The sequence below is a fragment of the Aeromonas allosaccharophila genome, assembly GCF_000819685.1.
Lineage (GTDB): Bacteria > Pseudomonadota > Gammaproteobacteria > Enterobacterales > Aeromonadaceae > Aeromonas > Aeromonas allosaccharophila.
Window position 1 is genome coordinate 1 of sequence record NZ_CDBR01000080.1, and the last position, 11,167, is coordinate 11,167.

Consider the following 11,167-nt stretch of genomic DNA (forward strand, 5'->3'; position numbering starts at 1 on the left):
CGACCATCCCATTAACGCCCTGTTGTCCCTCTTTCCCCAGTTAACCCTGCGCCAGCGTCGTGTTGCCCAGCAAGAGCTCACTGCCCCCCACACCATTACCTCACTCAATACTCAGTTACCGGCATGCAGTGGCTGCCCACATTGTCAGGCCGATGTCGCCGAGCTGGCTCCTTGGGGCTGGAGTCGGGGACTACGCCGCTACCGTTGCAAACAGTGTCTGCGCACCAGCACTGTTCTGACCAAAACGCCTCTGGCCAGGTTGCGCAAAGCACAGTGCTGGGAAGACTACGCGCAAGCCCTCATCGAAGGGCTGACCGTCCGCCAGGCAGCGCGGCGCTGTGGGGTCAGCAAAAACACCGCGTTCCTCTGGCGTCACCGCTTCTTGCGTGCCATGGCAGCTCATCAAGCCACACAGGAAGAGGGCATCGTTGAGGTTGATGAGACCTTTTTCCTTGAATCGTTCAAGGGGCAACGGGGACTGCCACGTCCGCCAAGGCATCGTGGTGGCAAGGGGCGAACTCGTGGAACCGGGCCCGATTACATCCCGGTGATGGTGGTACAAGACCGTGCAAGCCACCATGCAGATTTTCAGCTGGAGCAGATGAATGCCGAGACGGTCATCGCGGTGTTGAAGCCGCTGGTGTCACCGGATGCGGTGCTGTGTAGCGATGGTGCGGGTGTGTATGCCAGTTTTAGCAAAGAGCAGGGCGTAACCCATCAGGTAGTGCACAATCGCCAAGGCGAACGGGTGGTCGGTGCGTATCACATCCAGCACGTGAACGGGTATCACCATCGGTTGAAAGAGTGGATGGAGCGCTTCCATGGCGTGGCAACGCACTACCTGAAGAACTACCTGGGTTGGCGCAGGATGCTGGAGCGTTACGGGAGGGGGTGAATATCAAAGCGTGTTTGCATGAGGCGCTGGGGCACCTCATGCAACACGTAATTGGTACATAGCCAAACAAAACCGCCCCGGAGATCCGGGGCGGTTTTTTTATTTAGCGATACCGAGATGAGCCGTGAGCGACATAAGGGCTCAGCGATAGCGGCCACGTACCGAGCTGCTGGCGCGGCCGGCCATCTTGATCAGGCTCTGGCGGGTGTGCAGGTGGCAGAGCGCGACGCCGAGGGCATCCGCCGCATCCGCCTGCGGGGTGGCGGAGAGTTTCAGCAGATGGGTCACCATATGCTGCACCTGCTCCTTGGCGGCGCCACCGGTGCCGACCACCGCCAGCTTGATCTGAGTGGCGGAGTATTCGCTCACCGGCAGATAGGCGTTGACCGCGGCGACAATGGCGCTGCCACGGGCCTGCCCCAGTTTCAGGGCCGAGTCGGCGTTGCGGGCCATAAAGACCCGCTCGATGGCAAACTCGGTGGGCTTGAACTGGGTGATGATCTCGCATACCCCGTCATAGACCTGCTTGAGGCGCTCCGGCAGCTCGCCGCAATCGGCGCGGATGCAGCCAGAGCCCAGGTATTCGGCCTTGCCGCCCACGACCCGGATAACCCCGTATCCGGTGATCCGCGATCCCGGATCGATGCCCAAAATAATGCTCATGGGTGTTGATTGCTCTAAACGCGAGTGATGGCCGCCAAGATAGCAAACTGTGGCCCGTTTGGCTGTATGTCCCGGGTCAAGCGGGCAAAGATTGGCCAGCCTGCGTCGGGCGTGGTTAGCCCTTGAACAGCGCTATGGTGTCGCCATCCTGCAGGCTGCCCGCGCCGCGCACCACCACCCTATCCCCCTGCTTGAGGGCGCCGCTCACCGCCACCTGCTGGCTGTCGCCAAATAGCACGGTGACCGGCACCCGATTCACCTTGAGCGCCTTGCCGCTTCTCGCCACCTGATAGACCACGCTGCCATCGGTGCCGAGCACCAGAGCGTCCCGGGGCAGCAGCATGCTCTGCTGATCCCCCAGTGGCAGGGCAACCCGTACCGGCGAGCCGATGATGAAGTTGCCCGCTTCCGGTTTGAGGCGCAGCTCGATGAGGCGCGACTTGGGATCGGCGCTGGCGGCTCGCTGGTAATAGACGCCGTGACCGCTCAGCTGCTCCCCCTCCACCCGAAGCCGGGTTTGCGGCGCCAGCTGCTGGGCCCAGAGAATGGGGGCCTGCAGGCGGATATCCGGCTGATCCGGGTTGACCAGCTCCAGCGCCTGCTCGCCCGCGTCCACATGCTCGCCGGGCTGGATGAAGTGGTTGTTCACCACCCCGTCGAACGGGGCATAGATGTGGCTGCGGCGCAGCTGTTCCTCAATCTGGTTCACCTGTATGACGGCCAGTCGCTCGGCCAGCGCGGCCTGCTCCACATCGTAGCTGGCCTTGTCGTACTGACTCTGGGAGGCGCTCTTTTGCTGGTGCAGTCGGGTGATCCGTTGGGATTCGGCGCGGGCGAAGCGCAAGTTGCTCTGCCATTTCGCCTGCTCGGCGCGAGCCTGCTCCAGCGAGAGGCGCAGCGCTGCGCTGTCGAGGCGCAGCAGCTCGTCCCCTTTTTTGACCCGGCTGCCAAATTCGGCGATCCACTCCACCCGGCCGCTCACTTCGGCGCTGAGCGCCGCCTGCTGACGGCTCGCCACCGTGCCGCTGACCCAGATATTGGCGGCCGCATCCCCTTGGGTCACATCCGCCAGGGTCACCATCTTGCCCTGATCGGCCAATACCGGTAGCACGCTGCCTGCAATCAGCACAGCGCCAGCCAACATTCGGGTAATCATATGTGTCATCGATGAGCTCCTTGCTCAGGCCCGCTGGCGCAGGGGTTGTGGGATCGCCACCTGCTCCCCGAGACGCAGGAAGGCAGGCAACAGGATCAGGGTAAACAGGGTGCTGCAACTCATGCCGCCGACAATGACGGTGGCGAGCCCGCGGTAAATTTCGCTCCCTTCGCTCGGGCTCAGCATCAGCGGTAGCATGCCGAAGATGCTGGTGAGACTGGTCATGGCGATGGGGCGCATCCGGCTTTGCAGGGCATCGGCCACCGCCAGCTGACGGCTCATACCGTCCCGCTCCGCCGTGCGGGTCTGATGCACCAGCAGGATGGCGTTGTTGACCACCAGTCCCAGCAGGATGACAAAGCCGATGATGGTGAGCAGGTCCATCGGCAGCGGCACCAGCAGCCCGCTCAGTTGCAGCGCCAGCACGCCGCCAACCGAGGCAAGGGGCAGGGTGAGCAGCACCAGCAGGGCATCCTTGATGGAGGCAAACACCCCCCACAGCAGCACCAGCAGGATCACCACGGCGAACAGGAAGATGGTCCCCAGATTGTCGAGCGCCTGTTGCAGGCTGTCGGCGTTGCCGGCAATGCGCAGCTCGCCACCAGCGGGCTGCAGGGGGCGGATGGCGGCAAAACTGCGGTTTTTCAGGGTGTCGATCACCTGCTCCATGGTCATGCCCGCCGGAGGTGCTATCTGCAGGATGATGCTGCGACGCCCATCGGCCCGGAAGATACTGGCCGGGCCCATGTCGTGCTCCACCCGCAGCAGCTCGCCAAGGGGGACGATGCGCCCGGAGGGGGTGGCCAGCGGCACTGCCTTCAGTTCGTCCGGATTGGCGGAGCTCTGCCCCATCAGCATGATGTCGAGCCGATCCTCGCCGTCGAAATACTCGCCAACCCGCAAGCCGTCGCCAAAGGTCTGGATGATGGTGGGCAGGGGCGTGCGATCCCAACCCACTTCGGCGAGGCGCCGATCTTGCGGAACTAGTTTGAGCTCGGGGGCGGTGAAGTCGAGACTCGGCTCGGGCCGGATTTGTGCTCCCGGCAGGTCCTTGCTGAGGATCCCCATGCTGGCTCGGGCAGCCTGATAGAGCTCGGGCAGGTTGCCTCCCTGCAGCAGCAGGGAGACGCCGTTCTCGCTGTCAAAGCCGCCAAACAGCGACCCCTGACCGCCGAACACCCGGGTGTCGGGAATACCCACCAGCAGCTGTTTCATCAACAGGCTCTCCAGCTCCTTGATGCGGGTCTCGTCCTTGGGTCGCACGCCAATCTGGGCGCCCCCCGGGTAGCGCAAGATGTAGTAGTTCTTGAGGGCAGGCTCTTTCTCCCCCTTCATGTAGGGGGCGAGGCGGGCGATCAGGGTATCGATCACCTCTTCGCGCTGGGCCTTGAGATTGACCCCGGGGGTGAAGTTCATCCAGACATCCACCGCGTCCCGTTTCACGTCCGGCAGATAGTCCATCTTGGGCAGCAGCGCCCAAGTGGCCAGTGCCGGCAGACTCATCATCAGGGTGATGACCGTCCAGCGCTGGCGTGAGGTCGAGGTCCAGCGGATCACATGACGAGTGGTGCGCTGCCACAGCGACTCATAGGGATCGGTCAGCGTTTCATGTCCCATCCAGCGTGCCGCCACCGCAGGCAGCACGATGACGGCGACCAGCATGGAGACCGTCACGGCGCAGGCGATGGTGAGCGCCAGATCGGCAAACAGCTGACCCTCCACATCGTTGAGCAGCAACACCGGCAGGAAGATGGCGACCGTGGTGAGGGTGGAGGCGACCAGCGCCGTCCACACCTGACGGGTGCCTTCGAGCGCCGCCTCCGCCTTGCTCAAATCCCCCCGCTCGTGGCGCCGATAGATGCTCTCCAGCACCACGATGGCGGCGTCGAGCACCATGCCGACGGCAAAGGCGATGCCCGCCAGCGAGATGATATTGAGGGTGCGATCCATCACTTTGAGCAGGCAGAAGGTGAGCATGATGCTGATGGGGATGGCGAGGGCAATCATCAGGGTCGCCTTGAGCTGGCGCAGGAAGAGCCAGAGGATGGCACAGGAGAGCAGCACCCCGAGCCCCAGGTTGGCAGTGACCATGCTGACGGCGCGATTGATGTAGAGGGAGGCATCGAACGACTGCTCCATGTGCAGCCCGACCGGCTCCAGCATCTCGCGGTTGAGCTCGTTCACCCGGGCCTTGATCGCCTCAAGGGAGGCCAGGGCATTGGCGCCGCTCTCCTTGAAGATCTGGGCGGCGATGGCGGTATTGCCGTTCTGGATCCGCAGCACCGGGTTCTCTTCCCTGGCCACCCTTACTTCCGCCACATCCCGCAGATAGATGGGCAGGCCATCGCGCCAGTCCACCACCTTGTCCCCCAGCATCTCGACATCGTAGCGACCGGCGAAGCGCAGCTTGTACTCCCAGCGACCGATGTCGAGGGTACCGGCCGACACGTCCCAGCCGGTGGTGGCGCGGCTGGCCAGTACCGGGATCTCCACCCCCAGCTCGGCGGCGCGATAGGGGTCGAAGCGGATCTGGATCTGGCGCTCGTTGATCCCCTCGACTGCGACCGTCGAGACCCCTTCGATGCGCTCCAGCTCGGGTTTGACCCGCGCCTCGATCAACGCCTGATGATCATCGATCACCCCTTGGGCACCGGGCAGCTGCTGGATGAAGAAGAAGGTGAGGGTATCGTTGCTGCTGTAGTTGTTGACGTAGGGACCGCCGATCTTGTCCGGCAATCCCGAGACCCGGTTCAGTCGCGAAATCACGTCGAGTTGGGCCCGCTGCATGTCGGTGCCGAGGGCAAACTCCATGTCGATTTCGGTAAAGCCGGGATAGCTGTTGCTGACAAGGCTCTTGAGCCCCTGAACCCCCTGCATCTCCTGCTCGATGGGGTCGGTGATCTCCGACTCCATCTCTTGGGGCGAGGCTGAACGCCAGCTCACCGAGATGTTGAGGTGTGGACGGTCGATGTCGGGGAACAGCTGGATCGGCAGTCCCCGGATGCTGAGCAGGCCCAGCAGGAAAATCAGCACGATCGAGACCGCCACCCAGATGGGGCGTTCGATCGCCGTTTTGGCGAGGTTCATTCACTCTTCCTGAGTTGTTGTTATCGGCCATTCCGCTGGCCTTGCTTCCAAAGCCCCTGCAACAGGGACTCAAGCATTTAACTGGAATTCTCCCGGCTTGTAAATGCATGGTTAACAAACAAAAAAACCGGCCACGAGGGCCGGTTTGGTACTGGTTTGCCAAGGGATCAGGCTGCGTGCTCGACCTTGTTTGGCTGTTTGTTTGGCTGTTTGTTTGGCTGTTTGTTTGGTTGCTGGGAGAAGCCTTCCAGCTCGCCCGGGGCGAAGTTGTCTACCTGAATGGCTTTGTAGCGCAGGGCATCGGCGGCCAGCAGCTTGTCCGCTTCGTCCTTGCTCAAGATGGAACCGACCAGCGCGGCGGCAACCAGCTCCGGCAGGGCCAGTTTGCGGGGCAGTTTGCCCTCTTTCTGGGCCTGCACCAGCTTCTTCTCGTAGGGCTGCACGGCGACCATGGCCTGGAAGGCACGCTCCATCAGACCGACCGGATCCGCCTCGTCTTTGCCAACATAGCAGAGAGCGGTCAGACGGTCGCGGAACTCGCCCGGCTTCATCATGGCCAGACAGATGGCGTGGCAGCGATCGTCTGCCGGCATCTTGTAACCGACGCCGAACGGGAATACCACACGCTTGAGTACGACACCCACCACCTTGTTCGGGAAGTTCTGGAAGAAGCCCTCGAACGCCTTGCCAATCAGGTAGAGGTTGCGCTCCACCGCGTACTGCACGAACGGCAGGTCGGAGACCATACGGCCCTGATCCTCGTAATGCTTGAGGGTGGCGGAGGCCAGATAGAGGTGGCTCAGCACGTCACCCAGACGGGCGGAGATCATCTCCTTGCGCTTGAGATCGCCACCCAGCAACAGCATGGAGACGTCGGCGCACAGGGCCAGCCCTTTACTCATACGGGAGAGCTGTTTGTAGTAGCGGGCGGTTTCACCGGCCACCGGCGCGCTGTTGAACTGACCCAGGGTCAGCCCCTGGAACAGGGAACCGAAGAAGTTGCCGGCGCCGAAGGCGATGTGCTTCATCAGCAGGGTGTCAAACTTCTCGAGACCGCGTTCCACGTCGGTGTCGGCCGCCGCTTCCAGCTCGGCAAAGACGTACGGGTGGCAGCGGGTAGCCCCTTGCCCGAAGATCATCAGGTTGCGGGTCAGGATGTTGGCCCCTTCCACCGTGATGGCGACCGGAATACCCATGTAGGCGTAGCCGGTGTAGTTTTTCGGGCCTAGCTGGATGGCACGACCGGCGTGGATGTCCATGGAGTCATCCATGATCTGACGCGCCATTTCGGTCATGTGGTACTTGGAAATCGCGGTGACGATGGCCGGTGCCTGACCCAAATCCAGCGAACCGGCGGTCATGCGACGGGCCCCTTCCAGCTGATAGGTGAGGCCGCCGATGCGAGCCAGCGCCTCTTGCACCCCTTCAAACTTGCCGATGGACATGCCGAACTGCTTGCGTACATAGGAGTAGGCGCCCACGGTACGGCTCGCCATATGACCGCAAGCGGTGCCCAGGGCAGGCAGCGAGATGCCGCGACCGGCGGAGAGGCATTCGACCAGCATGCGCCAGCCGCGACCGGCGTAATCCGGGCCGCCGATGATCCAGTCGAGCGGAATGAACACATCCTTGCCGAAGGTCGGGCCGTTCAGGAACGCCAGACCCATGGGGTAGTGGCGATCGCCGACACGCACGCCCGGGTGGCTGGTGGGGATGAGGGCGCAGGTGATGCCGAGCTCTTCCTTGTCACCCAGCAGTTTTTCCGGATCATAGAGTTTGAACGCCAACCCCAGTACGGTAGCGCGCGGCGCCAGGGTGATGTAGCGCTTGTTCCAGTTGAGGCGAATACCCAGCACCTCTTCACCCTTGTGCATCCCTTTGCAGACGATCCCCTTGTCAGGAATTGCGCCTGCATCGGAGCCCGCCTCCGGCCCGGTCAGGGCGAAGCAGGGCACTTCCTTGCCGTTGGCCAGCCCCGGCAGCCAGAAATCTTTCTGGGCCTGGGTGCCGTAGTGCATCAGCAGCTCGCCCGGGCCTAGGGAGTTCGGCACCATGACGGTGACCGCCACGCTCAGGCTCTTGGTGGCAATGCGGGTGACGATGGTGGAGTTGGCAATCGCCGAGAATTCGCGGCCGCCGTAGGATTTCGGGATGATCAGGGAGAAGAAGCCTTCCTTCTTCAGATAGTCCCACACCGGCTCCGGCAGGTCTTTGGTTTCGTTGACGATCTTGAAGTCATCAACCATGGCGAGCAGGGTTTCGACCTGATTGTCGATAAAGGCCTGCTCTTCGGCGCTCAGTTCGGCCTTGCCGTAACCGTGCAGTTTTTTCCAGTCGGGGTTGCCGCGAAACAACTCGCCATCCCACCAGACGGAGCCGGCTTCCATGGCCTCCCGCTCGGTAGCTGACAAGGGCGGCAGTATCTTTTTGAAGATGCCGAACACCGGACGGGTTACCACCTTTTTACGGATGGAGGGCACGCCGAGCACAACGGCTATCGCCAGCACCAGCAGGACAAGCAATGTGATCATACCGAAGTTCCTTCTATTTCACTGTTTCCGTTGATTTATTGTTGGTTGTTACACGGCCAGGGAGAGCCTGGTCGACTCCACGGGCGCCCCGACTCCGGACGCCAGATAAGGAATAACGTTGCGCACCAGCCCTTCCACATCGAGCTGCTGGCCAAAGTCGGCCAGGGCGATGTCGCGTAGCGCATCGGCGGAGGCCATGGTGAATACGACGGTGCCCAGGGTGAAGTGCAGGCGCCAGAAGAGATCCGCTGGCGACAGGGCCGGATTGGCCTTGGAGATCGCCTGGGTGATCCGCATCAGAATGGGGCCGTAGTGGGCGGTAATGAAGCGGCGCAGGTGGCCCTGGCTGTCGATATAGCCGCGGCCCAGCAACTGCATAAAGATGGCCGGGCCGTTGGCCCGCACCGCCGAGAGCTTCATCAGCGGCTCGACGAAGCTTTCAAACAGTTGCAACAGAGTCAGCTGCTCCTGCTCCATCAGTACCCGCAGGCGCGCATCGAGATCGGGCATAAACAGGCTCAGGTAACGGTCGAGTACCGCCTGGATCAGCTCCTTCTTGGAGCCGAAGTGATAGTTCACCGACGCCAGATTGACGTCGGCCTCGCTGGTGATCAGACGCAAAGAGGTATCGGCGAATCCCCGCTCGGCAAACAGCACTTCAGCGGCATCGAGAATACGGTTTTTGGTATCGATTTTACTCACTGGACACCTCACTTAAACGAATGTTTAAAAAGTACGTTTCATAACGTGAAGTGTCAAGAGAATGTGAATGAGTGTTAGCGGAATGTTTTTCGATGAAAAAAGCAAAGTGAGCGGAACTTAGTCAAAAAGCAGGACTCTATATCTATGCCACTGCAATTAAACATTAAGTCTCGCCCAACCCGCACCATGCTAGTTGGGCCTTTTTTTGCGCGTTTGTTACCGGTTTGCGGTTTGCAGGCAAAAAAAACCGCCGCAGGGCGCGACGGTGGGGAAAGTGAGTTCGCGTCATCCTGACGGCAAACTGTCGATGCGAGTTCAGGCATGTATCGACGGGGGCAGTATGCCAGCCAGAGCCCCTCAGACTATGTCAGCTTCGCGGTATTTTGTGACAAAGTGTGGCAAGCACTGGCGTGGCCCAAGCTGCCGCTCTTTGTTATGCTGCCCCTTCAAAATATGAGGGGAGAGAAGATGAAGTACCCGGTCGATACCCACACTCACACCATTGCCAGCACCCATGCCTACAGCACCATCCACGACTATCTGCCGATAGCCAGTGCCAAGGGGATCAAGCTGTTTGCCACCACGGATCACGGTCCCGAGATGGCCGATGCCCCTCATGTCTGGCACTTTGCCAACTTGCCAATACTGCCAAGAGTGGTGGATGGAGTCGGGATCCTGCGGGGTATTGAGGCCAACATCAAAAACCTGGAGGGGGAGATCGACTTTCCCGAGCGTTATGAATCGCGCCTCGACATGATCATGGCGGGCTTTCATGAGCAGGTATTCCCTCCCTGCGATCAGGCCACCCATACCCAGGCGATGATCAACGCCATCAAGAGCGGCCGGGTCGACATGATCAGCCACCCGGGTAACCCCGCATTTCCCATCGACATTCAGGCAGTGGTCAAGGTGGCGGCCGACTATCGGGTGGCGCTGGAGATCAACAACTCCTCCTTCATTCACTCGCGCCCGGGTAGCGAAGGCAACTGCCGCGCCATCGTCGAAGCTGCGCGAGATCTGGGGGCCTATCTCACTTTCGGCTCCGACTCCCACGTGGCATTTACTCTTGGCGATTTTGACCACTGTCACCGTCTGGTGACCGAAGCGGGCTTCCCGCAAGAGCGGATCCTGGTGCGCTCCCCCCGCGCCCTGCTCGATTTCCTCGAAAGCCGTGGCCGCGCCCATATTCCCGAGTTCGTCGATCTCTAAGACTGCTAACATCATGAGCCAACTCATAAAATCGAGTTGGCTCGATTGACACGTCGGCCATTTTTCATGAATCTGGATGGCAACAAGCCGGTATAGCTCAGTTGGTAGAGCAGCGCATTCGTAATGCGAAGGTCAGGAGTTCGATTCCCCTTATCGGCACCATATAAAACAAAGGGTTAGGTTTTTTAGTTAACGATTTTAGTGTGAGTTTATCGTCGGCGTACTTGTTGGCGTACTTGTTGTGAAGAGTATAGAATGGGTCGTTTCTTACTCTTGTCATACGCGCCTTATGTGTAAGGTCATCCACCTGTTCTCCCAATTTCAATACATCAACCCGGTTACCTTCTGTGTAGATGCTGGAGCCGTGAATAGTTAGTTGCACCATTTAGTGTTGCTGGCTTCATGGTCATAGCAACGATGATGGCTCGCTACCACTCATCAATAGTGGTATTTGCTGATTGATACAATTGCTCAGGGGGGGGGCAGATCAATCAGAAAACGCAGATTTCCCTTCCCCAAGTAGCAGTTACACTTTGGTTTGTGGCCGGCAAGCCAAGACTATTCAGTTTGTTTATAGCGCTCACAACACCGTCATGTCCTCTACCTGAGCGTTGTATGTCGCAGATTGATTTTGCCCTTCATCAACTGCTTGAACCGATACATCGCCGTCTCTGCCAGTGGGTTGAGCTTCGGCATCATGGACATTTTCCAATGACACTTCCACCGCCACGATATCGTGAGTGGCCGGGTCTACTGCCAGATGCAACTTGCACCGCACTCGCCGCCGTGTTTTTTGACCTTCCACTCACCATCTCCAAATATCTTGAGGCCAGTCGAGTCGAACACTAGGTCGGTAATGCGTCTCTTTGGGGGCTTTCGATAGGCCACTGTTACTGTGCGTGCACGCTTGCTGACACATAGATG

The 11,167-nt window shown here is 60.3% G+C and carries 6 protein-coding genes, 1 tRNA gene and 2 pseudogenes; 3 read left to right on the forward strand and 6 right to left on the reverse strand.

What is annotated here, in order from left to right; translation table 11 throughout:
• Nucleotides 1–10: 10 nt before the first annotated feature.
• Nucleotides 11–957: pseudogene (locus BN1115_RS13670) on the forward strand (IS1595 family transposase).
• Nucleotides 958–1,036: 79 nt separating this feature from the next.
• On the opposite strand, the gene ruvC reads toward BN1115_RS13670, so the two are convergent.
• The 5 genes from ruvC to psrA form a co-directional block, all read right to left on the reverse strand.
• Nucleotides 1,037–1,558 (reverse strand): crossover junction endodeoxyribonuclease RuvC, encoded by a 522-nt coding sequence (gene ruvC / locus BN1115_RS13675; protein WP_042657584.1) that lies wholly within the window; start codon nucleotides 1,556–1,558, stop codon nucleotides 1,037–1,039.
• A gap of 115 nt (nucleotides 1,559–1,673) precedes the next feature.
• Complete coding sequence (locus tag BN1115_RS13680; RefSeq protein WP_042657585.1) at nucleotides 1,674–2,723, reverse strand: efflux RND transporter periplasmic adaptor subunit; 1,050 nt, start codon at nucleotides 2,721–2,723, stop codon at nucleotides 1,674–1,676.
• Nucleotides 2,724–2,738: 15 nt separating this feature from the next.
• Nucleotides 2,739–5,801: an efflux RND transporter permease subunit gene (locus BN1115_RS13685; protein WP_042657586.1), complete on the reverse strand. Its 3,063-nt coding sequence runs from the start codon at nucleotides 5,799–5,801 to the stop codon at nucleotides 2,739–2,741.
• 167 nt (nucleotides 5,802–5,968) lie between these two features.
• A complete protein-coding gene (locus BN1115_RS13690) occupies nucleotides 5,969–8,332 on the reverse strand; it encodes an acyl-CoA dehydrogenase (RefSeq protein WP_042657587.1) in 2,364 nt (787 codons plus the stop codon).
• A gap of 48 nt (nucleotides 8,333–8,380) precedes the next feature.
• Nucleotides 8,381–9,034 (reverse strand): TetR family transcriptional repressor PsrA, encoded by a 654-nt coding sequence (gene psrA / locus BN1115_RS13695; protein WP_042020647.1) that lies wholly within the window; start codon nucleotides 9,032–9,034, stop codon nucleotides 8,381–8,383.
• Nucleotides 9,035–9,502: 468 nt separating this feature from the next.
• Here psrA and BN1115_RS13700 point away from each other — a divergent pair, with 468 nt between their 5' ends.
• Entirely contained in the window at nucleotides 9,503–10,243 is a 741-nt protein-coding gene (locus BN1115_RS13700) for a phosphatase (RefSeq protein WP_042657588.1), read from the forward strand.
• 86 nt (nucleotides 10,244–10,329) lie between these two features.
• Nucleotides 10,330–10,405, forward strand: a tRNA-Thr gene (locus BN1115_RS13705).
• A gap of 329 nt (nucleotides 10,406–10,734) precedes the next feature.
• On the opposite strand, the pseudogene BN1115_RS22300 reads toward BN1115_RS13705, so the two are convergent.
• Nucleotides 10,735–11,167 (reverse strand): annotated as a pseudogene (locus BN1115_RS22300) (transposase); the annotation flags it as partial.

What these genes read in the sequence shown, in the direction of transcription:
- BN1115_RS13680 (WP_042657585.1), bottom strand. Translation starts at nt 2,723, where the DNA reads ATGACACATATGATTACCCGAATGTTGGCTGGCGCTGTGCTGATTGCA.
- ruvC (WP_042657584.1), bottom strand. Translation starts at nt 1,558, where the DNA reads ATGAGCATTATTTTGGGCATCGATCCGGGATCGCGGATCACCGGATAC.
- BN1115_RS13700 (WP_042657588.1), top strand. Translation starts at nt 9,503, where the DNA reads ATGAAGTACCCGGTCGATACCCACACTCACACCATTGCCAGCACCCAT.
- BN1115_RS13685 (WP_042657586.1), bottom strand. Translation starts at nt 5,801, where the DNA reads ATGAACCTCGCCAAAACGGCGATCGAACGCCCCATCTGGGTGGCGGTC.
- BN1115_RS13690 (WP_042657587.1), bottom strand. Translation starts at nt 8,332, where the DNA reads ATGATCACATTGCTTGTCCTGCTGGTGCTGGCGATAGCCGTTGTGCTC.